A 20,187-nucleotide genomic window follows, 5' to 3' on the forward strand; every position below is an offset into this window, starting at 1 on the left:
GCAACCTGCCCACCGCTCTGTCTTTGAATGCTTGTCCGTATCGTGCCAACTGGCTTCTCGCTCTTCGCCCCCGGGGTGAAACACACGGCAGCGGGCCGGCGCCTGAAGGCACCTGCAAGGCTGTGCATTTGTGGACGATGCGCTGCGCGCACCGGCCCGCTTGCCGTGGACAACGCTTCGCGTTGCCCACCACGCAGACCTTCGACCACAACTACACAGCCTCCTACTACCTTCATGAACTCCGAACACCGGAGTCCTATCGAGGCGACAACTATTCTGACGCGGGGGGGCCCACGCGGACCTTGTTCATGGGGTCTTCCGTGTACCAATAGAGCTCTCCATTCATCCAGAGATCGACCACCTTGCTTTCGCCGATCAAGGCCTTCGGCTGGATGCGGGACAGCCTCACGAATGCAGGTATCTTGAAATCACCTGCTCTGTCACCCACTCCGGACTCTTGCCCTGCACGCATCACGCCGAATTGCGTATTTAAGCCGCGAACAAGAGAGAAGGTTGACCCCTGAATTCCTGGCACTTGACATAGCCCCGTTGTGGAAGGTAATGGTGCTGCAGCACTTTGGAAATAAATTTTATAAGTAGCAAAGCAGCGAAATTAATCACAAAAAAGATGTTCCTCAAGCGAGTTGTTTGGCAACTAATTTATCCCCAAAGGGGATCGCCTTCATCGGGAGAATAATTGCTGTCAAAAGTGCCAACAGCAGCATGGCAGGAGCGTGCATGACGCCGGGCCAGATACGAACGACAGGCGTGGCTCGGTCGAGATCCGCAAACAGCTCTGGGATGGACCAAAAAGTAAAGTAGCTGCTCACACCGACCAGCGCTAGCATGCAGGGATACCAAAAGATAAAGTCTTCCTAATGTGGAATAACTCTGAAGTATTGATTTAAATTTCAATACAGAGTGCAACTGTGTAAAGCAATTATTTGAAGCCTTGGCCAAAAACGCAAATCGCATGATCACAATTTTGGCCAATGGCAAAATTTACTCTGTCATCAAGACCACATTGGGGTGGCGATCCAAATAAGGGGCGAGGGGTTGGAAAAAGGAGACAGGGTTTCCGCCGAATACAGCCCCGCAGGTTCCTTGCGGATAGTTGCCTTTGGCTCCTGTATATACTCCCAATGCGTTGTTCTTGTCATTTATCACAGGACCGCCGGAGTCGCCACCAGCACCACAAAATGTAGCTTCGGCAAAGGTAAATATCTCGGACCCTACCCAGGCTTGCCGGTTTGTTACTCCCTGGGTACCGCACCGCCAACCATTGGTGCCTCCCGATGTGCACACAGGCGTATTTTGCGCTAAGGGCGCCATCGGTTTCACGCCTACCAAGCTATTTTGCGTAGTAATTATTTTTCCGTAGAGTGTGTGAACAAAGTTGGTGTTTCCGAAAATAATCGCATCCAATTTGTTCGGATAGCCATCGGCCATGAATTGACCTATTTCCTCGCCTTTGATCGAACCAGAGGATGTTCCGATGTCGAAATACACTCTATTCCAATACTCGTTGTAGTGCATGCAATGTGCGGAAGTGATGGTTCCTGGGTAAATCGAGTCTATCACCACGTTAAATCCCGCAGTACACCGATACATCGGGCTATTGGTATTTGAGGCGACGATTTTTGAACCACCGAAGAGAGTGCCCATCAATGTGGTAGGCCCGTTTTGATCTTCCAGTAGATACGCGTCCGGCTCGATGCCGAGCAGTTGGATTCTGGCTCTGATGAGGCTATGATTTTCCTTGCGGCCTGCGACCATTAGTTTATTCTTTTCTTCGTCTATTCCTATTCCGTACACTAAAGGATCACCAAGTCTAGCGGAATCCTTGAATGCATCGAATATTTTTTCTCGAATGGTTTCAAGTTCCTTGTAACTGTATTTGACTTGAATGAAAAATATTTTTCCCTCAGAACCTGCCATTCTGCTTTTATGTAGATTCAAAGGCACGGTCGTTGCGAAAAACTGCTGCGCCTCATGGTTCTCGTCGTAATGAATCCATGAGCCAGCAAAGGTATCTCCCGCCAGTTCCTTGATGGAAACCGTGTTCTTTCCCAACGCCTCCACGATCTTTTGGTTTTTCTCGGTGGCAATAACATCCAAGCCAGAAGCTGCCAACGCCTGCTCTTTGGTGAAATGAAAAACCGCAGGGGCTTCTTCGGAACTAGGCACGAGGGGCTGTGCGGTCACATTGAGCGAAATGGAAAAAAAAGAAACCATGGAAAGAATCATTTTTTTGGCAATCATGTCTGGTCCCGAATGTAAATATTGAATGATAAGGCGATGAAATGAGGTCGCAGCGTCACCGTTACGACTGCATTGTCGTGTAGGAAAGTTCAATCATGCACCAAAATTCCATCTGGCGGAAGAGTTTTCATTCATGTTTGATAGAAATTAATTATTGCGGCACTGTTGCATAAAGCCGAAAATATTGCAGTTACCATATTCTTTTGGGTGACAGATCGATCATCTCTCATCTCTTTTTCACTTTCCACCGCACCTGCGCATCGCGATGTTTGGCCGGGATTATGCGAAGCGATCCATAGCTAAATCCTCCGCGGCAGGGCGCAAATAGGTCGCGAGACGTAACAGTTCCATCCACCGAAACGCATGCCGTCACCGCTTGACTGCCCTGTGCCGCCCATGCCTGTACGGCTTTCCCCGCCCATCGCGTCCCACGCTGCCAGCCTCGCGCAAAGCCGCGGGCCGCGCGGCGCGGCGCATGCCCCACTGCGGCTTTCCCCGCCTTCGCGCCCGCGCGCCCGTCCCGTGCCTCCGATACCGCTGCCGCTCCTCCCCCGCAAAAACGCTACAGGCCTCGTCCTCGCCCTCGTGGGCGCCATTGCATTCAGCGGCTGGGCATCGCGGGGCTGGGCGTGACGGACTACTACCTCGCGACATGCGCCCGCTGCGGCTGGCCGGTGCGCTGCGCGTGGCCGAAGGCGTGACCACCCTGGAGAAGGTCATCGCCGCAACGCCGCCGCTGGAGTCACGTGACCGGGCGGGCTCGCCGTCCGCGTCCTGAATCCCTCCGGCCTCATGTTCATGGGGTCGGGGTCGCTTTCGCGATCGGTGCCACCAACTACAGCGTCGGGACCGGCGCGCGCATGGGTCCGGGCTATTCCTCTCTGATCCTGGGAATCCTGCTCGCGATCCTGGTGCGGCGGATACCACTCCACGATTGGGAAAGACGGCACCTTCGGGTGCCGTTTTTCTTGGGGTGCGTGTGGGTTATTGCAGTGGGGCGAGGCGGGAGCGCAGATGGGAGGCGCTCAGGGCATGACGGCGGAATCCGGGAGGGGTTGGGCAGCCCGTGCATTCCGGCGGGATGTTCACGAAGACCACGTCGCGGCCTACGCGGATCTTGTCCATGGGAGGATCCGGATACCAACCGATCTGCCCATTGATCCAGAGGTCTGCCACGAAGGCGGCAGGCCGCAGCGCCTGCCGGAGCGCGCAGGTAATTTGTACCGCATCGGCGTTGGGGATCAGGGGCCCGGCAGGATCTTGCAAACCGCCATGACCGAAAGCGGGGCTGCTCCCGCCGATATGGCGTGGGTGGCAGCTCGAGAGCGGCTTGTTCACGTGCGCCTCGCACCCCGGGTACGGCAATTGCCGAAGTCTCCGGAATGGGCGCGGATGGTGCGCCCGTCCAGTTCCGCGGGTTGCGGATGCGGTGCGGAATCCACGGAGCGAAGATGGCAGCAGACATGGCGGCAGGCGACGGAACAGGCCCCGAGGGCGGGACAAGCGACTTCGACAGCGATGTGCTCGTCATCGGCGGTGGCCCGGCCGGGCTGACGGCGGCGCTCTACCTCGCGCGCTTCCGGCGCTCGGTGGTGCTGGTGGATGCCGGCGACAGCCGCGTCGCGAAGATTCCGCGCTCGCACAACTATCCCGGTTTCGTGGATGGAATTCCGGGCCATTCGCTGCTGGAGACACTGCGCGCGCAGATGCGGCGCTATCCGATCCGCACCGTGCGCGCCGCGATCGAACGCATCGAGCGCGTGGCGCCGGCCGAAGGCGCATCCGGCCCAGCGGAAGGGCAAGGACAAGGGCAAGGGTTCTTCCATGCGCACTGGCGCGGCGGAGGCAGCGTGCGCGCGCCGTTCGTGCTGCTGGCCACGGGTGTGGAAGATATCCCGCCGCCGATGCCGCACGTGCGGCAGGCCCTGGAGGACGGACTGCTGCGCTACTGCCCCGTGTGCGATGCCTACGAAGCGATCGGCCAGGGGATCGGCGTCATCGCCGAGGGGGCGCACGGGGTCGGCGAGGCGATCTACCTGCGGCATTTCAGCGCCGACGTCACGCTGTTCCTCGCGCCCGGCGATACGGTGCTGTCGGGTGATGACCGAGAGCGGCTGGTGCGCGCCGGCATCCGCTGGGTGCAGGCACCCGTGGACGCGATCCGCCGCGAGGGGGACCGCGTGGTGGTGCACCATGCGGGGGGCAGTTCGGCGTGCGACACGCTCTACTGCGCGCTGGGCCTGCAGATCCATGCGGGCCTGGCCGCCGGGCTGGGCGCCGCGCTGGACGCATCGGGCTACGTGGTGGTGGATGCCCACGGCGCGACCACGGTGCCGGGTCTCTATGCGGCGGGCGACGTGGCGCAGGGGCTGAACCAGATCGCCGTGGCGGCGGGCGGCGCGGCCATCGCGTCCTCGGCCATTCACGTGGCGCTGGGGCCGTCGTCCGGCACCTAGCGAGGCCGCGGCCGGCATCGCGGTTCACGGTGCCCGCATTCCGCACTGCAGGGGGCCTGCCGGCGCCGTGCGTGCGACACTGGCCGGCTCCCCCACGATCCGCCCGAGCTCCTCTTCCGTGCCTTCTTCCGACTCCGCTGTGCCTTCCCCGTCCTCTTCCGGCAAGGCCGCCACCGGCCTCGCCCTTGCGCTCATCGGTGCCATCGCCTTCAGCGGCAAGGCCATCATCGTCAAGCTCGCCTACCGCTACGGGGTGGATGCGGTCACGCTGCTGATGTACCGCATGCTGTTCGCGCTGCCCGTCTTCGCGGCCATGGGGTGGTGGGCGAGCCGCGGCAAGCCCCCGCTGTCGCGCCGTGATTGGCTGGGCATCGCGGGGCTGGGCGTCACGGGGTACTACCTCGCGAGCTTTCTCGATTTCGCCGGGCTGGCCTACATCACGGCGAGCCTGGAGCGGCTCATCCTGTACCTCAACCCCACGCTGGTGGTGGTGCTGGGCTGGCTGCTCTACGGGCGCGGCATCCGCCGCGGGCAGGTGCTGGGCATGGCGATCAGCTACTGCGGCGTGGTGCTGGTGTTCGGCCACGAGGCCAGCCTGCAGGGAAAGGATGTGGCCTGGGGCGTGCTGCTGGTCTTCCTCTCGGCCGTGAGCTATGCGGTGTATCTGGTCTACAGCGGCGAGATGGTGCGGCGCGTGGGTTCGCTGCGGCTCGTGGGCCTGGCCACCACGGTGGCGTGCGTGTGCTGCATCGCCCAGTTCGTGGTGTTGCGGCCGCTCTCGGCGGCGCTGGTGGCGCCCGAGGTGCTGGGCCTGTCGGTGCTCAACGCGGTGTTCTGCACCGCCGTGCCGGTGCTGCTGGTGATGATGGCGATCGAGCGCATCGGCGCGGGCGCGGCGGCGCAGGCCGGCATGATCGGGCCGCTTTCCACCATCCTCATGGGCGTGTGGCTGCTGGGCGAGCCGTTCACGCTCTGGGTGGCGGCCGGCACGGTGCTGGTGATGGCGGGCATCTTCGTATTTACGCGCATGAGAAATTGATCCCCCCTGAGTCGCCTTCGGCGCCTCCGTGCAGCCGCCGGAGTCGGCTGCTCTTCAGGCACGTCCAGGCCTGCGCAGGCAGGCCCGGAGCCGCGGCCTTCAGCCCCAGGGGGACGACGCCAGCGGCCCGGCAAAGCCGGTTCCGCGGCGTCTGCTGGCATGGCCTGCTCCGCGGCCATTGGAACGGTAGCGCCGCTAGGATTCGGACGCCTTGCCCCGAACGTGGGAGGCTATTCCCCGGCACCCCACGCGGATGCCGGGCTTCCGTACCATCGCGGTTCCGGCGCCGGGCGCGCCACCACCAACCACTGCGTTGCCGCATTGCGCGGCACGGCGCGGAAAGAAAGGACACGCACTATGGATCTGGGTATCACGGGCAAATGGGCACTGGTCTGCGGAGCGAGCAAGGGCCTGGGCTATGGCTGCGCCGAGGCGCTGGTGCGCGAGGGCGTGAACGTGGTCATCAACGCGCGCAATCCCGAGGACCTGCGCCTGGCGGCCGCGCGGCTGGCTTCGGCGGGCGCGGAGATCACGGCGGCCGCCGGCCAGAAGGGGCCACCGCCGCAGGTGGTGGCCGTGGCCGCCGACATCACCACGCCGGAGGGGCGCGAGGCAGCGTTCGCCGCGCCGGGCGGGCCGGGGCGCGATTTCGACATCGTGGTGACGAACGCGGGCGGCCCGCCGCCCGGCGATTTCCGCGAGTGGGACCGCGAGGCCTGGATCCGCGCGGTGGATGCCAACATGCTCACGCCGATCGAGCTGATCAAGGCGACGGTGGACGGCATGGCGGCGCGCGGCTTCGGCCGCATCGTGAACATCACGTCGAGCGCGGTGAAGGCGCCGATCGACATCCTGGGCCTGTCCAACGGCGCGCGCAGCGGCCTCACGGGGTTCGTGGCGGGCGCCGCGCGCAGCGGCATCGCCGCCAAGGGCGTGACCATCAACAACCTGCTGCCCGGCAAGTTCGACACCGACCGGCTGGCGGCCACCATCCAGGCGGCCGTGAAGAAGTCGGGCAAGAGCGAGGACGATGTGCGCCGGGCCCAGCAGGCGGCCATTCCGGCGGGCCGCTACGGCACGCCGCAGGAGTTCGGCGCGATCTGCGCCTTCCTCTGCAGCGTGCAGGCGGCCTACCTGACCGGGCAGAACGTGCTGGCCGACGGCGGCGCCTATCCCGGGGCGTTCTGAGCGGCCGCTTGCCTGCTTTCCGGCCTGCCGTGCCGCGCGCGCGCCGTCAGGCCCCGAGCTTGAAGAAGCCGACCGTGGCGTTGAGGTCCTTGCCCTGGTGATTGAGCGACTGGGCCGCCGCGGAGATTTCCTCGACCAGCGCGGCGTTCTGCTGCGTCGCCTGGTCCAGCACCGCGACGGCCTGGTTGACCTCCGCGATGGACCGGCTCTGCTCGCGCGCCGAGGCCGCGATCTCGCTCGTGATGGTGGCGACGCCGGAGATGGCTTCCGTCAGCTCGCCGATGGTCTTGCCGGCCTGGTCGATCTGCCGGGCACCGGACTGCACGTTCTCCACCGACGCTTCCAGCAGGGCCTTGATTTCCCGCGCCGCCTCGGTGGAGCGGTGCGCGAGGCTGCGCACCTCGGAGGCCACCACCGCGAACCCCCGCCCGCTCTCGCCCGCGCGCGCGGATTCCACCGCCGCGTTGAGCGCCAGGATGTTGGTCTGGAAGGCGATGCCTTCGATCAGGCCGACGATGCCCACGATGCGGTCCGACTGCTCGGCGGCCGTGTGCATGGTCCTGGCGGCGCCCGATACGGCATCGTTGCCGCGCCGGGCCACTTCCACGGCGCCGGACGCCACCTGGGTCGCGTGCGCGGCCTGGTCGGCCGTGGCGCTCACGGTTTCCGACAGCTCGTTCATGGCCGCGGAGGTCTGCTCGATCGACGCGGCCTGCTGCTCGGTCCGGGCCGACAGGTCATGGTTGCCGGCCGACACCTCGTGCGCCGCCACCTCGAGCTGGCGGCTGTTGTTCATGACGTTGAGCAGCACGCCGTGCAGCTTCTCGACGAACGCGTTGAACTGCACGGCGAGCTGTCCGACTTCGTCGCGGCTCACGACCGGCAGGCGGCGCGTCATGTCGCCGTCGCCGGAGGCGATTTCCTGCATCGAATGGGTCAGGCTGCGGATCGGATCGGTCATCCGGCGCACGAGCGCCACCATGCCCGCCAGGGCCAGCACGAGCACGGCGATCCCGCTGCCGACGAGGATCCAGGCCAGGCGGTTGGCAGCGGCCATCATTTCCGCTTCCGGAATGAGCGCGTAGTATTTCCAGCCATTGCGGGGCGAGGTGTAGGCCGTCGCGCGATAGGCCATGCCGTCCATCGTCACGGTCGCGATGCCGTCGGCCGCCTGTGCCAGCTGTTCGTAGCCGCCCCCCAGGCTTTTCAGGTCCTTGAATTCGTTCTTCTTGTCGCGGGGATCGATGAGGATCTTGCCGTTGTTGTCCGCCACGAGCAGGTAGCCGCTCTCGCCGAAGACGATGCCTTTCGTGAGATGCGCGAACCCTTCCAGGGAGAGGTCGCCCTCGAGCGCGCCGATGATGTCTCCGTTCGGGCCCTTGATCGCCCGCGCGAAGGGAATGATGGCGCCGCCCGACCCCGCGGCGCTGAGGTAGGGCGCGGGCCGCACCACCCGGTCGGGGGCCGTCATCGCCAGTTGGTACCAGGGCCGCACGCGCGGGTCGTAGTGGTCGTTGATGCGCTCGATGGGCCACTGCACGTAGCCGCCCCAGCGCGTTCCCACGTCGAGGTAGCGCATGTTCGGATGGGTATCGCCGAACTCCTTGAGCAGCGCGAAGATCGACCGCTCCACCGGGCCGTTGGCGTCGGGGGTCATCATGCCGCCGCGCTCCAGGTAGGTGGTGAGACTTTCGTCGGCGGACCGGATCTGCGCGGTCTGCGCCAGGTAGTTCAGGTTCTGCTCCACCTCCCTGAACGTGCCGTCGAGCGACTCGTCCGCCTGGGCGACGCGCGTCTGGCTGGAATGCGCGAAATCGTCCACCGCCTGCTGGCGCACGTTCCAGACCCCCACCGTGGTGAGCAGCAGGAAGGTCAGGACCAGGGCCGCGCCGGAGGCGGCACCGAATTTCAGCGTGATCGAATGGGCGGGGTTCACGGAAAGCCTCGGACGTTGGATACGGATGGGAGCTGCCCGGCTGCAGGCCGGGCCCTGATCCGTTATCGGCAACTATGACCGATAGTGCAGCGTTATTCGCAAGTGTTTCTGCCGATTCCGGCTTTTCCGGTCATTCCACCGTCGCTGCCGCGTTTCACATGGCCCAGATGCGCGGCTGGCGTGGCTGCAGGCCCCAGAGGTGTTCGCGCCAGGCCCCCCACGCCCGTCGCAGCAGCTCCATGGCCGGCTCCACCACGGGCGCCAGCACGCGCACCACCACCACCTGGGGGTGCGGACTGGTCGCGCCCGCGGTCTCCCGCAGTGCATGGGCATCGATCACGGCGCGGGCCGCGTCCAAAGCCGTCTCCCGGCGTTCCCGCGGCAGGGCCTCGCCGGCCACGAAAAACACCGACGCCAGGCAGCGGTGCCCGGCCAGCCCGAGGCGGCCGTCCATCAGCAGCCCGTCGGCGGCATCGATGGTGCCGCGTTCCAGCCAGATGCCGGGCACCTCGATGTGCTGCGTGAAGCGACCCGTGGCGAAGGGCTGGCCGGAGTGCGGCAGGCCCAGCGCCGTCACGTCCCAGGCGATGCATTCGGCGCCCGGCGAGAGCGAGAGGGTGAGCCGGTTCTCGGCCTGGCAGGCGCTGTAGCACAGCGCCTCCAGCGGCAGCCATTCGAGGCGTGCGCCGGCGGCCAGCGTCGCCTGCGTGCGCTGTAGCGCGGGAGCGCCGGTGGAGCGGTAGAAGCGCGTGGCGCCCGGCGTGGTCACGAGGCCGTGGGCTCCCGGCGCGACCGTGGCCGCGATGTCCAGCGTGTCCCCGCCCACCAGTCCGCCCGGTGGATGCACGAGCACGTTGTGGCAGATGCCGTCGCCCTCGGGGTAGAGGCTCTGCAGGATGCGCAGCGGGCCGTCGTGGAGGAAGCCGGCCACGGTGCGCGGGCCTTCCCGCCGGTAGTCCAGTTGCAGGCGGGCGTGCCAGGTCATCGGTCGTGGGTGCCTTGCGGTCGTTGGTGGGTTGGAGCGAGCGCCGCATGATAGCCGCGGCCCGCAGAGCCCCGGGGCCGGACGGCGGACACCTGCGTCAGGCTTTCCAGGCGCCTTCGTGCGATGCGCAGGCTTCGGCGACCAGGGCCGGGCCGATGCATTCGATCGGGTGGGGCGAAGCGTCGAATACGTCGCGGCACGAGAGTTCCGCATCGCGCTGGTCCTGCCGCTCGCCGCGGAATCCGCGCAGGCGCACCGCATCGATGCCATACACCACGCGGCCGATGTTGGCCCAGAAAATGGCGCCCGCGCACATCACGCACGGCTCGCCCGACGAGTACAGCGTGGCGCGGGCCAGGACCTCGCGCGCATGCTGCGGGCTCGCCACGCGGATGGCGGAGGTTTCCGCGTGCGCCGTGCAGTCGCCGGTTTCTCCGTTGGCGTTCCAGGCCTCCGCGAGCACCGTGCCGTCGCCGCCCACGATCACCGCGCCGAAGGGCCGGTTACCGCGCGCGCGGGCCTTGTCCGCCAGGGCGATGGCGTGCCGCAGGTAGCGGCCGTCGCGCTCGTCGAGCGGCACTTCCTCGGGCAGGGGCATGGCGCTCATGCGGCGCCTTTCGGGCCCGCGGGCAGGAAGCCGGGGTTGTACACCCGCTCGGGCGCGGGCTTCGCGGCCAGCTGGAACACGGTGGCCACTTCGTCGATCTGCCGCGCCAGCACGCCGGGCTGCACGCTGCCCAGCGCCTGGGCCGGCAGGTCGGGCGGCGCCAGGTACTGCCGGGTGATGGACCAGCGCTCGCGCTCCACATCCATGTTGAGGATGGGCTCGCGCGCCTTGATGGCGGCCAGCGCCGCCTCGGGGCCGGCGAGGGTTTCGCGCAGTGCCCGCTGCGTTGCGCGCAGGAAGCCGCGCGCCGCCTCGGGCTTTTCCCGCAGCAGCCGGCCCGCCAGCAGTGCGTTGCCGTACAGGTGCAGCCCGGCCTTGCCGTATTCGAGCACGGCGAGGTCCCTGGGCGGCATGCGCGCGAACAGCGATACGGCGGAGTCGTGGAAATAGGTGGCTGCATCGACGTCGCCGCGCACCACCACGTTGTCGCGGGCGCTGAAGTCGGTCGTCACCCACTCGAAGAGGTCGGGGCCGGTCTTGAGCGCGCGCGCCACCATGGGCCAGCAGCGGCGCGTGGACTCCACGGCGGCCGCGGCCACGCGCTTGCCCTTGAGCGAAAGAAAGTCGGTGGTGATGCCGCGGTCCTTGCGGCCGATGATGACGAAGGGCGCGCGCTGGTAGTACTGGTAGATGGCCTGCACGGGCGTGCCGGGGTTCTGGGCCTGGAACTCGACCAGGGAGCTGAGGTCGCCGAGGCCCAGGTCGTAGGCGCCGCTGGCCACGCGCGTGATGGACGCCACGGAGCCCGAGCCCACGTCGATGCTCACGTCCAGTCCCTCTTCTTTGTAGTAGCCCTTGGCGAGCGCGAGGAAGAAGGGCGAAGTCTGGCTGGTGACGCGGAAGTCGAGCGTGAACTTCAGCGGCACGGGCGTGCCCTGCGCATGGACGAAGGGTGCGAACGGCGCGCCCAGCGCGGCGGTGGTGGCGAGGGAGCGTGAGAGAAACTGGCGTCGTTGCATGGCCGTGCCTCGTTGGTCATTGCGAAAGAGGCCGGTGCGCCGCGCGCCGTGCACCGCGCGCGAAGGCACGGCGCACCGCCGGGCAGGACCGGTGCGGATCGAGCAATTTCCGGGCGGCGGCGGAGGCTGGCCCCGCCGTGCTGAACGCTTCTACTCGCCGGCGTCAATGCATGAAGCGTGCCCATGGTGACGCCGCCCGCACGGCCTGCGCGGGCGCCGAGGGCAAGCACCCCGCCTGGTGCACGGGGCGGTGCGCGGCATGCCCGCATTCCTCGTTCCGGTGCGTGCTGTCACCGCTACGGGGCAGGCGGTGCCCCGTGCGGCGGGGGGGATGGCGGTTTCGCCTGGCCCGCGGATTGCATCCGGCCCCGGCGAGAGTAGAAGCGTTCAGCACGGCAGCGGCCCTCTTGCGTGGGGCTGGCGGTCGGCGGGTCATTGCTCTTGAAGCCGGCGGCGGCCCCATGCCCGCGCGGGGCCGCCGCCTTTTCCCACTTCAAGGGCCCGCGCCGCGCGCCATGGACGGTGACCATGGCCGCGCCTTCACGGCCCTTGCATGCTGCAACGACAAGGAAACCACCATGACTTCTGCCACCATCCCCGGCACGGCGGCCGACCACTCCGGCGTCCAGGAAGAGCTCTCCCGCGAGGCCCGCATGGGCGGCCTGGGCGAGGAGACGCGCGAACGCGAGGTACGCTGCATCGACATCTCGGATTTCGAGCGCCGCAAGGAAGAGATCGCCGAACAGCTCTGGAGCGCGTCCGTCGATATCGGCTTCTTCCAGGTCTCCCGCCACGGCATCCCCATCGAGGACATCCGCGCGGCCTTCGCGCGGGCCGAGGCCTTCTTCGCGCTGCCGCGCGAGACCAAGGCGCAGTGGCCGCTCGCACGCAACGCGGGCTGGGAGCACAAGGCGCAGATCCGCCCTTCCACCCGCACGCCGGACCAGAAGGAGTCCTACCAGGTCACGCGCCCGCGCATGGAGGGCCTCTGGCCCACGGAAGAGGAGCTGCCGGGCTTCCGCGCGGCGACGCTGGCCTTCGAGCGCCAGTGCTGGGAGGTGGGCATGCGCCTGCTCTCGTGCTTCGCGTGGAAGCTGGGATTCGACGACGCGTTCTTCACCCGCGCGCACGATCCGTCCGTGCCCGCCTACCAGAGCACGCTGCGCATGCTGCATTACTTCGCGGTGGACCCGGCGCTGAAGGACGAGCTGGGGCTCTGGCGCGCGGGCGCGCACACCGATTTCGACTGCCTGACGCTGCTGTTCCAGCGGCCGGGGCAGGGCGGGCTGCAGGTGCTGCCCGGCAAGGAGATGGAGGGCCGCCGCTGGACGCCCGTGGAGCCGGCGGAAGGCGTGATCACCTGCAACATCGGCGACATGCTCACGCGCTGGAGCGACGATGTGCTGCCCAGCAACTTCCACCGGGTGCGCAATCCGCTGCCGCACGAGTACCAGGGAGCGCGCTACAGCCTGGCGTTCTTCTGCCAGGCCAACGAGGACGCGGTGATCGCGGGCCCGGCGGGCACGCACCCGCCGATCACGGCGGGCGAGTACCTGAAGCAGCGCATCAGCGCGAACTTCTCCAACCGCTACTGACGGCAGCGGGGGCGGTCAGCGCGCGCCCCGCTGGGGAGCGCGCGGGCCGCGGCCTTCGATGTGCCGGAAGGTGAGCCGGCCCTTGTTGAGGTCATAGGGGGACAGTTCCAGCGACACGCGGTCGCCGGCGAGCACGCGGATGCGGTGCTTGCGCATCTTGCCGCCCGCATAGGCGATGAGCTGGTGCCCGTTGTCCAGGGTCACGCGGAAGCGGGAGTCGGGCAGGACTTCCTCCACTTTGCCTTGCATTTCGATCAGGTCTTCTTTGGACACGGAACTCCTTCGGATGGTGGGAAAGAAAGGGATGTACGGGCGCGGGGCCGTGCGTCAGCCCGCGCCGTGCAGGGCGATGTGCCGGCCCTGGTCGAGGGCGTAGAGCGAGGCCACGGCATCGCTGTCGAAATGCGGCACGAAGCGGAAGACGCGGTCGTGCATGCCGCGGCGGACGGAAACGGAAGCGGTGTAGCGGCCCGGCTCGACGCGCCGGATCAGCGGCGTGACGAGATAGCGGCCCACCGCCAGAGCGACTGGTGTGTGCATGTCGGAAAGAAAAAAAGGGGCGTGCGGCGCGCGCACGCGGGGAACACAGGACGCCGGTGGAGGCCGGGCGCGGCCGGATGGGAGGCCGGCGGCGTGGAAGCACAGGTGGCGGGAGCCGCCGGGAGCGACGCGGGCCGGGAGTCCGGAACGGAGCGCGTCGTGAAAAAGAGGAGAGCTTGCCGGAAGGAAGGCGGACCGTGGTGCGGGCCCGGTGGGCGAGGCATGCGGAAACGATGCGTGCGCCGTGGCGCCCCGGCAAGGCAGGCATGTCGCCAGGGAGGGGCACAGTGTAGCGCATGCGCGCCGGCCGTGCGCGGCAATGGCCATGTGTTGCTTGCTGGCAATGGCCATCGCGCCTGCATGCTGCCGTGCTAGCCTGTGTCTTGATTTTTCAACCGAAGGTACGTTGCATGGCTACCGCGTCCACTTCCACCGCCCGGCTGGGCGAACTGCGCGAGGCATTGCCCCGCATCGACAGGTTGCTGCGCAGCAACCAGGCGGGCGAAATCGGCGAGGATGTGATCGACGAACTCGTTCAATGCGCCTGGATGGAGTGGAACGCGGGCGCGCTGCGCCTGACGGCCACGGGCCAGAACATCTGCCGCCAGATGCAGGTCCGCTGATCACGGCGCGCGCAAACGTTTGCGCGCCAGGGCGCCCTCCACCCCAGCCCCGCGCGGGTGTCGCCCGGCTCCGTGCCGCGGCGGCCCCGCCTCGTGGCGCCTATTGCTCGGTGTAGTGGTAGGTCAGGCCACCGTCCACGAAGTGGGTGCCGCCCGTGATGTAGCGCGCCTCGTCTCCCGACAGGAAGGCCACCAGGCCGGCCACGTCCTCGGGCTGGCCTATGCGGCCCAGGGGGATCTGCGCATTGAGCGCGCGCAACTGCTCCGGGTTGTCCATCAGTTGTGCGTTGATCGGGGTGGCGATGGCACCCGGCGCGACGTTGTTGACGCGGATGCCCAGCGGGGCGAGTTCGCTCGCGAGGTTGCGCGCCAGCATGCGCAGCGCGCCCTTGCTCGCGCAGTACGAAGCGAAATGCGGGAAGGCGATCTCCTCGTGCACCGAACTGATGTTGACGATGGCGCCCTCGTCCTTGCGCGCGCGCAGGTGCCGCACGAAGGCCTGCGTGGCGAAGAACAGGCCCTTCACGTTGGTGTCCATCACGAGGTCGTAGTCTTCCTCGGTCACGTCCCAGAAATCGGCGCGACGTTCCACGCCCGCATTGTTCACCAGGATGTCCAGCCCGCCGAGCGCCTGCGCGGCCTCGTCCACCAGCCGGCCCGCTTCGGCCGCGCCGCTGCTCAGGTCCGCGGCCACGTACACCGCGCGGCACCCGAGCGCGGCGATGCACTCGATGAGCCCGCCGGGCGCACCATCGGGATCGCGCCCGTTGAGAACGACGTCCGCACCGTCCTGCGCGAGCCGCAGCGCGATGGCGGCGCCGATGCCCTGTGTGCTGCCGGTGACGAGGGCCTTGCGGCCTGCGAGGCGTCCTTGGACCATGGGGTTGCCTTTCCTGAAGAACCGGTGGATATCCCGCCACTGTAGGGAGGGCGGAAAGGCCTGCGCGTAGTCCGGCGGCCCTCCCGCGGGTGGGATACGTGCTGCCATCGTGCGCGCGCTGCGGGGTCGGGTTTCCGCGGGTTGCTTCGCGGGAACGATGTGCATGGCGGTGGCGGGCCGGCAGGATGGGGTCCATGTCCCTGCTCGGCAAACTTTCCCGCTGCTTCGGCATTTCCCGCGTGGCCTTCGACACGCCGACGGGCCAGGCACAGCAGGTGCCGCCGCTGGCCAGCACCGCCGTGCGGCCGCTGGATGCACCGGCCCACCGGCCGCGGCGCCAGCCGCGGGCGGACTCGGCCCGCCCTCCGCGCGGCGCGCTGCCGGCCTCTGCCGCGGGCGGTGGCCCGGCGGTCGCGCCGCGCGGCTCGGCACGCGCCGGCAGCGTAGGCGGCCCGGCGTCCCATGCCCTGCTCGATGCGATGGGGCAGGCGCAGCCCGATATGGCCCGGTGCGTCCGTTCGCTGTTCGGCCGAACGGACCGCCGCTTCGGCGCGGCGGCGGACCTTGCCGGCGCCCTGTCGCAGGTGGATGTCTCGCGCATGGCGCCGATCCCCGGCCTGCCCGGGGCGCCGCGCGTGCTGCTGGCCCAGGCGATCGCCGCGGCCACCGGGGGAGACGCCACCACGGCCCTGGACGCGCTCGCCGTGCTGCAGGAGATGGACCCGGCCCGGGAGGTGGTGGCGGCCTGGCGGCAGCGGCGGGCCGGCGCTTCCGAAGGCGATGCCGGATCGGTCTATGGAACACCCGCGGCATCCCTGGAGGGCAGCGAAGATGGATCGGAATACGGGACGGCCCGGCCTTCCCTGGAGTCCGATGGTCCGGACCTCTCCACCCCGCTGCACTCGTCCGCCGGCGCGGAAGCGGACGGGACGGCCCGCGCTGTCGCTGCCAGGCGGGCGGCGTGGCGGACGGCCGCGGCACTGGCCGCCACGCCCATGGGGCAGGACGTGCTGCAGGCCGTGGTCGCCGTTCCGGTGGAGTCTGCGCTGCGGCAGGATTTCGCGCTGTTGCTGAAGGCAGCGTCCGCCTTGCCGGAAACCTCCGAGGGCCTGGCCGGGGGAGCGGACCCCGCCGCGATGCTGGCCCGGGCCGGGGCACGGGACTGCCTGCCGGGCCGTGCGATCGCCTGCGCCGCCGCCAGGATGGCCGGCGATACGCAGGCGGCCCAGCCCCACCGGTGGGCGCTGGCGGCGGTGCGCAACGACCTGTTCGACACCGGACCCGGGTCGGACTTTGCCGCGATCGACGCGCGCCTCGTGAAAACCGGGCGCTGGATCGAGCGGGCCGCGCCGCAGCAGGGCAGGCTGCTGCGCAACCCCCTGGCCGGCAAGACGCCTTTCACGGCCTTGCGGCATGGCACGCAGGGCGTGGAGCGCGGGCCTGCCATCGCGCGCCACCGCCGGGCCCGCGAAGCCGCGCTGCGCGAGGCCGCCGCGGGCCTGCAGGCGCATCTGGCCGACGCGGCCCCGTGCATGCGCACGCCGGGCCCCGGGCAGGTGCCCGAAGCGCTGCTGCGGGCCGCCGTCCTGGCGCATTGCCTGCAGACCCCGGCACCGGAGCCGCTCGAACGGGAGGGCTTCGACGCGGCGGCCCGCGCCGACATCGCCGAGCGCCTGGCCGCCATGCTGTCGCCGGGCCTGGACGCGGACGGGCGGGCCGGCCTGGCCCACCGGCTGGCCGGCGCGCCCGCGCTGCAGGCGCTGGCCGCGCTGCGCTTCGACGACCGGACCATGGCGCGGTGGCTCGGCGAGGCCCGTGCGGTGGCGGGCGCCGCCACGCCGCCGGCCCGGGACGGACCGGAGGACCTGCGTGCCGCCGCCGCTGCGCTGGCGCGGGCGCGCGAGGAAGCCGTGGGGCGCGATACCCGCGTGCCGGTGGTCGATCGCGAAACCGTGCGCGCGGCGCTCAAGGAGATCATCGCCCGCGTCGAAGGATCGAGCCGCCTGCGCTTGAGCAGCGGGGGCCTGGTGGGGGTGGGGTTGCGGCAGATCACGTCGTCGGTCAGCGCCATCGCGAGCGCTTTCTTCCTGCGCGGCCGGATCGACGGCAGGGTACAGCGCGGCCGGCAGGCCGTCTTCGAGATCGCGATGCCGCCCTACGACATGGAGATCGTGCTGGGCACCCAGCGCCAGGCGGCCCGGCAGGTGGGCGTCGGCGCCTTCGTGGGGCCGGATATCGGCCTCGCCAGGGCAGGCGTCAACGTGGACACCCTGCTCTACGGCAGCGAGCGTGCCGACATGCGTGGCATATCCCTGCGCCTGCCGCGCGTCGGCCGGCCCGTTGCGGAGTTGCGGGCCGAGTTCTCTGCCCTGGTGGACGCGCTCCTCGACGGATGCCATGGCGGTGCGCAACCAGGCGACGGGACGCCGCTGCTGCAGCGCCTGCTGCAGGCGTTTCCCGAACTCACGGTGAACCGCATCGGCCGGGCCGGTGACGGCAGGCGGCGCCATGCACTGGGCGTGGACGCCGCGGCCTCGGCCGGCCGCTGGGGGGCCAAGCTCAGCGGCAGCGTCGGCGGATTCGTCGAGGCCCAGCGCAATGTCACCAAACACTACGCCGACGCGACAGGCCACATGCGCGTCGAGCGTTCGATCCAAGGGCACCTGGACAAGGCCGGGGCTGCGGTGCGGGTCTCCGCCGGTTTCGGTACGGCGCTCGCGTCGGCCACCGCCGCGTCCGGCGGCGTGGACCTCTCGCTCACGGCGCTCCATGCCGGCGCGGCTGCGGAGCATGTCTTCTCCGGCCTGTCCCGCCGCCGGGAGGCGGTTTACGAGGCGGGACGCCTGCATCCGCTCTCGTTCGTCGAAACCGAATACCAGAACGTGGAGGCGTTCCTCGAGGCGATGGAGCCGCAGGCCGCGGACTGGGTGAATGCCGGCATCGAGCGGCCCCGGCTGGACGCGCTGCTGCAGGCCTTGCGGCAGCATGCGGCGCCGATCCACAGCTTCGCGGCGCGCTCCACGGTGACGCCCGACATGCGCCAGCGGGACGACGCCTACCGCTCGGCCCTGCAGCTCTGCACACAGCTTCCGGGCGGCCTGCCGGACGCGGCGCAGGCGCTGGCCGCCCGGATCGAATCCCAGTGGACGGACCCGGCCGCGGTGCAACCCTATTCGCTGCGCTCCTACGAGCGCCGCATGGTCCAGCAGACGCGCGGCATCGACCTGGTGGTGCAGTGGGCCAGCCTGGAGGCGGCCGAGGCGTCCCACATCGACAACCGGATCGACGTGCCGGCCCGGCGGCCGGCGCCGCCGCCTACCCGCCAGGAGGGTCCGGGGGCGGACGGTCACTCACCCTGAGATCCCCGCCGCGCCCAGCCGGTGGTGTGCTTTTCCAGCACGCTGAAGAGCTCGTACATGGCCATGGCCATGGCGCCGACCACCATCAGGCCCGCGAAGGCCAGGCCCATCTGCATCGACGAGCCCGCCGAGATGAGCAGGTAGCCGATGCCCTCGTTGGCGGCGGTCATCTCGCTCACCGTGGTGCCCACGAAGGCCAGCGTGATGGCGACCTTGAGCGAGCCGTAGAAGTAGGGCAGCGAGCGCGGCAGGCCGACCTTGGTGAGCACGTCCCACCGCCGCGCGCCCAGCACGCGCAGTACGTCCTCCAGCTCCGGCTCCAGGGTCGCGAGGCCGGTGGCGATGTTCACCATGATCGGGAAGAAGCTGATCAGGAAGGCCGTGAGGATGGCCGGCCCCGCGCCGATGCCGAACCACACCACGAGGATGGGCACGAACGCGGCCTTGGGCAGCGCGTTGAAGGCGGTCATGAGCGGGTAGATGGCCGCATAGGCCAGGCGCGAGGAGCCGATCACGAAGCCCAGCAGCACGCCCACCACGATGGCGATGCCGAAGCCCGCCATGGTGACCCAGAAGGTGCGCCAGGCGTGGCCCGCGATGACCCATTTGAACTCCACCAGCTGGTTCCAGATGGCCAGCGGGCTGGGGAAGATGAATTCCGAGACGCCCAGGCCCGAGCAGACGACCTGCCAGAGCACGATCACCGCGAAAAGCAGGACCCAGGGCGACCAGCGCTCGACGCGCTTGCGGTGCTGTGCGTTCATTGCGTGATCTCCCCGCCGGCCTTGCGCAGCGCCCCGATGTGGCCGCGCAGCTCCAGCACGATGTCGGTGAATTCCTTGGTGTAGGTGAGCTCCAGGTCGCGCGGGCGCGGCAGGTCGATCTCGCGGCGGACCACGAAGCGGCCCGGGCTCTTGCTCATCACATAGACCGTGTCGGCCAGGAACACGCTCTCGCGCAGGTCGTGCGTGACGAGGATGACGTTGAATTTCTGCTCGGCCTGCAGGTCGCGCAGGATGCACCAGAGCTCCTCGCGCGTGAACGCGTCGAGCGCGCCGAAGGGTTCGTCGAGCAGCAGCATCTGCGGCTCGTGGATGAGCGCGCGGCAGATGCTGGCGCGCTGCTGCATGCCGCCCGAGAGCTGCCAGGGGTATTTGTCTTCGTAGCCGGCCAGGCCCACCTTCTGGAGCAGGGCACGGGCGCGCGCCTCGTACTCCCTGCGGCGGGCCTTGAACTGCGAGCGGTGCGGCTCGACGATCTCCAGCGGCAGCAGCACGTTGGCGACCGTGGTGCGCCAGGGCAGCAGCGAAGGCGCCTGGAAGGCCATGCCCGAGATCTTGAGCGGACCGGTCACCGGCTCGCCGGCGATGCGGATCTTGCCCATGGAGGGCATGCGCAGGCCCGTGGCCAGCTTCATGAAGGTGGACTTGCCGCAGCCCGACGGGCCGACGATGGCGATGAACTCGCCGCGCCGCACCTGCAGGTCGATGGCTTCCACCGCGAAATGGTTGGCGCGCAGCAGCTCTTCGTTGTAGGCGAGCCAGACGTCGCGGAAGTCCACGAAAAAGGTTTCGGTGGCCTGCATGGGAAAGGTCCTGGAACGGGGGGGGGTGCCGGAAGTCCGGCGGCGTACGGCACCGGCGGGCGCCGGCCCTCCACGCGGCTGCGTGGGCGGGCGGGACTGCCGGGCCGGGCGGA

17 protein-coding genes and 2 pseudogenes are annotated in these 20,187 nt (G+C 68.3%); 8 read left to right on the forward strand and 11 right to left on the reverse strand.

Annotation, left to right across the window (positions count from 1 at the left end; translation table 11 throughout):
• Positions 1-635 precede the first annotated feature (635 nt).
• Complete coding sequence (locus BLR99_RS22830) at positions 636-848, reverse strand: hypothetical protein (RefSeq protein ID WP_041827248.1); 213 nt, start codon at positions 846-848, stop codon at positions 636-638.
• A gap of 154 nt (positions 849-1,002) precedes the next feature.
• Positions 1,003-2,262, reverse strand: coding sequence for a S1 family peptidase (locus tag BLR99_RS22835; protein WP_011794227.1), 1,260 nt, complete (start codon positions 2,260-2,262; stop codon positions 1,003-1,005).
• Positions 2,263-2,914: 652 nt separating this feature from the next.
• Between BLR99_RS22835 and BLR99_RS23710 the strand changes: the two are divergent.
• From BLR99_RS23710 to BLR99_RS20325, 5 genes and pseudogenes are all read left to right on the forward strand, one after another.
• Positions 2,915-3,040: pseudogene (locus tag BLR99_RS23710) on the forward strand (hypothetical protein); the annotation flags it as partial.
• Positions 3,041-3,054: 14 nt separating this feature from the next.
• Positions 3,055-3,173 (forward strand): annotated as a pseudogene (locus BLR99_RS23575) (tripartite tricarboxylate transporter TctB family protein); the annotation flags it as partial.
• A 540-nt stretch (positions 3,174-3,713) separates the two neighbouring features.
• Positions 3,714-4,718 (forward strand): NAD(P)/FAD-dependent oxidoreductase, encoded by a 1,005-nt coding sequence (locus BLR99_RS20315; protein ID WP_011794230.1) that lies wholly within the window; start codon positions 3,714-3,716, stop codon positions 4,716-4,718.
• Positions 4,719-4,836: 118 nt separating this feature from the next.
• Entirely contained in the window at positions 4,837-5,757 is a 921-nt protein-coding gene (locus BLR99_RS20320) for a DMT family transporter (protein WP_046060834.1), read from the forward strand.
• A 357-nt stretch (positions 5,758-6,114) separates the two neighbouring features.
• Positions 6,115-6,945: an SDR family oxidoreductase gene (locus BLR99_RS20325; RefSeq protein WP_011794232.1), complete on the forward strand. Its 831-nt coding sequence runs from the start codon at positions 6,115-6,117 to the stop codon at positions 6,943-6,945.
• 46 nt (positions 6,946-6,991) lie between these two features.
• On the opposite strand, the gene BLR99_RS20330 is transcribed toward BLR99_RS20325, so the two are convergent.
• The 4 genes from BLR99_RS20330 to BLR99_RS20345 all read right to left on the reverse strand — a co-directional run bounded on the left by BLR99_RS20330 (position 6,992) and on the right by BLR99_RS20345 (position 11,492).
• Positions 6,992-8,881 (reverse strand): methyl-accepting chemotaxis protein, encoded by a 1,890-nt coding sequence (locus BLR99_RS20330; protein WP_074687478.1) that lies wholly within the window; start codon positions 8,879-8,881, stop codon positions 6,992-6,994.
• A gap of 154 nt (positions 8,882-9,035) precedes the next feature.
• Positions 9,036-9,866 carry an urease accessory protein UreD gene (locus BLR99_RS20335; protein ID WP_074687479.1) on the reverse strand — a complete coding sequence of 277 codons (831 nt, stop codon included), beginning with the start codon at positions 9,864-9,866 and terminating at the stop codon, positions 9,036-9,038.
• Positions 9,867-9,963: 97 nt separating this feature from the next.
• Complete coding sequence (locus BLR99_RS20340; protein WP_011794235.1) at positions 9,964-10,473, reverse strand: nucleoside deaminase; 510 nt, start codon at positions 10,471-10,473, stop codon at positions 9,964-9,966.
• Positions 10,470-11,492: an ABC transporter substrate-binding protein gene (locus BLR99_RS20345; protein ID WP_074687480.1), complete on the reverse strand. Its 1,023-nt coding sequence runs from the start codon at positions 11,490-11,492 to the stop codon at positions 10,470-10,472. The genes BLR99_RS20340 and BLR99_RS20345 overlap by 4 nt, the downstream gene beginning before the upstream one ends.
• 578 nt (positions 11,493-12,070) lie before the next feature.
• On the opposite strand from BLR99_RS20345, the gene BLR99_RS20350 reads away from it, so the two are divergent.
• On the forward strand, positions 12,071-13,087 hold the full coding sequence (locus BLR99_RS20350) for an isopenicillin N synthase family dioxygenase (RefSeq protein WP_074687487.1): 1,017 nt from the start codon (positions 12,071-12,073) through the stop codon (positions 13,085-13,087).
• A 15-nt stretch (positions 13,088-13,102) separates the two neighbouring features.
• On the opposite strand, the gene infA is transcribed toward BLR99_RS20350, so the two are convergent.
• Complete coding sequence (gene infA / locus BLR99_RS20355; RefSeq protein WP_011794238.1) at positions 13,103-13,360, reverse strand: translation initiation factor IF-1; 258 nt, start codon at positions 13,358-13,360, stop codon at positions 13,103-13,105.
• Positions 13,361-13,414: 54 nt separating this feature from the next.
• Complete coding sequence (locus tag BLR99_RS20360) at positions 13,415-13,627, reverse strand: hypothetical protein (protein ID WP_041827249.1); 213 nt, start codon at positions 13,625-13,627, stop codon at positions 13,415-13,417.
• A 410-nt stretch (positions 13,628-14,037) separates the two neighbouring features.
• Here BLR99_RS20360 and BLR99_RS20365 point away from each other — a divergent pair, with 410 nt between their 5' ends.
• Entirely contained in the window at positions 14,038-14,250 is a 213-nt protein-coding gene (locus tag BLR99_RS20365) for a hypothetical protein (RefSeq protein ID WP_011794240.1), read from the forward strand.
• Between the two features lie 100 nt (positions 14,251-14,350).
• Here the strand turns inward: BLR99_RS20365 and BLR99_RS20370 are convergent, their stop codons facing one another.
• Entirely contained in the window at positions 14,351-15,130 is a 780-nt protein-coding gene (locus tag BLR99_RS20370) for an SDR family NAD(P)-dependent oxidoreductase (RefSeq protein WP_074687481.1), read from the reverse strand.
• 194 nt (positions 15,131-15,324) lie between these two features.
• Here BLR99_RS20370 and BLR99_RS20375 point away from each other — a divergent pair, with 194 nt between their 5' ends.
• Positions 15,325-18,489, forward strand: coding sequence for a hypothetical protein (locus BLR99_RS20375; RefSeq protein WP_074687482.1), 3,165 nt, complete (start codon positions 15,325-15,327; stop codon positions 18,487-18,489).
• On the opposite strand, the gene BLR99_RS20380 is transcribed toward BLR99_RS20375, so the two are convergent.
• Together BLR99_RS20380 and BLR99_RS20385 are read right to left on the reverse strand one after the other, a co-directional pair.
• A complete protein-coding gene (locus BLR99_RS20380) occupies positions 18,477-19,253 on the reverse strand; it encodes an ABC transporter permease (protein ID WP_011794243.1) in 777 nt (258 codons plus the stop codon). The two genes, BLR99_RS20375 and BLR99_RS20380, sit on opposite strands and share 13 nt — an antisense overlap.
• Complete coding sequence (locus BLR99_RS20385; RefSeq protein WP_011794244.1) at positions 19,250-20,074, reverse strand: ABC transporter ATP-binding protein; 825 nt, start codon at positions 20,072-20,074, stop codon at positions 19,250-19,252. The genes BLR99_RS20380 and BLR99_RS20385 overlap by 4 nt, the downstream gene beginning before the upstream one ends.
• Positions 20,075-20,187: the final 113 nt, after the last annotated feature.

Origin of the sequence: Paracidovorax citrulli, assembly GCF_900100305.1 — a bacterium.
GTDB classification, from domain to species: Bacteria; Pseudomonadota; Gammaproteobacteria; order Burkholderiales; family Burkholderiaceae_C; genus Paracidovorax; species Paracidovorax citrulli.

Coding starts and splice junctions, on each gene's coding strand:
- BLR99_RS20345 (WP_074687480.1), bottom strand. CDS start 11,492: ATGCAACGACGCCAGTTTCTCTCACGCTCCCTCGCCACCACCGCCGCG.
- BLR99_RS20365 (WP_011794240.1), top strand. CDS start 14,038: ATGGCTACCGCGTCCACTTCCACCGCCCGGCTGGGCGAACTGCGCGAG.
- BLR99_RS20375 (WP_074687482.1), top strand. CDS start 15,325: ATGTCCCTGCTCGGCAAACTTTCCCGCTGCTTCGGCATTTCCCGCGTG.
- BLR99_RS20315 (WP_011794230.1), top strand. CDS start 3,714: ATGGCAGCAGACATGGCGGCAGGCGACGGAACAGGCCCCGAGGGCGGG.
- BLR99_RS22830 (WP_041827248.1), bottom strand. CDS start 848: ATGCTAGCGCTGGTCGGTGTGAGCAGCTACTTTACTTTTTGGTCCATC.
- BLR99_RS20325 (WP_011794232.1), top strand. CDS start 6,115: ATGGATCTGGGTATCACGGGCAAATGGGCACTGGTCTGCGGAGCGAGC.
- BLR99_RS20360 (WP_041827249.1), bottom strand. CDS start 13,627: ATGCACACACCAGTCGCTCTGGCGGTGGGCCGCTATCTCGTCACGCCG.
- BLR99_RS20350 (WP_074687487.1), top strand. CDS start 12,071: ATGACTTCTGCCACCATCCCCGGCACGGCGGCCGACCACTCCGGCGTC.
- BLR99_RS20385 (WP_011794244.1), bottom strand. CDS start 20,074: ATGCAGGCCACCGAAACCTTTTTCGTGGACTTCCGCGACGTCTGGCTC.
- BLR99_RS22835 (WP_011794227.1), bottom strand. CDS start 2,262: ATGATTGCCAAAAAAATGATTCTTTCCATGGTTTCTTTTTTTTCCATT.
- BLR99_RS20370 (WP_074687481.1), bottom strand. CDS start 15,130: ATGGTCCAAGGACGCCTCGCAGGCCGCAAGGCCCTCGTCACCGGCAGC.
- BLR99_RS20380 (WP_011794243.1), bottom strand. CDS start 19,253: ATGAACGCACAGCACCGCAAGCGCGTCGAGCGCTGGTCGCCCTGGGTC.
- BLR99_RS20335 (WP_074687479.1), bottom strand. CDS start 9,866: ATGACCTGGCACGCCCGCCTGCAACTGGACTACCGGCGGGAAGGCCCG.
- BLR99_RS20340 (WP_011794235.1), bottom strand. CDS start 10,473: ATGAGCGCCATGCCCCTGCCCGAGGAAGTGCCGCTCGACGAGCGCGAC.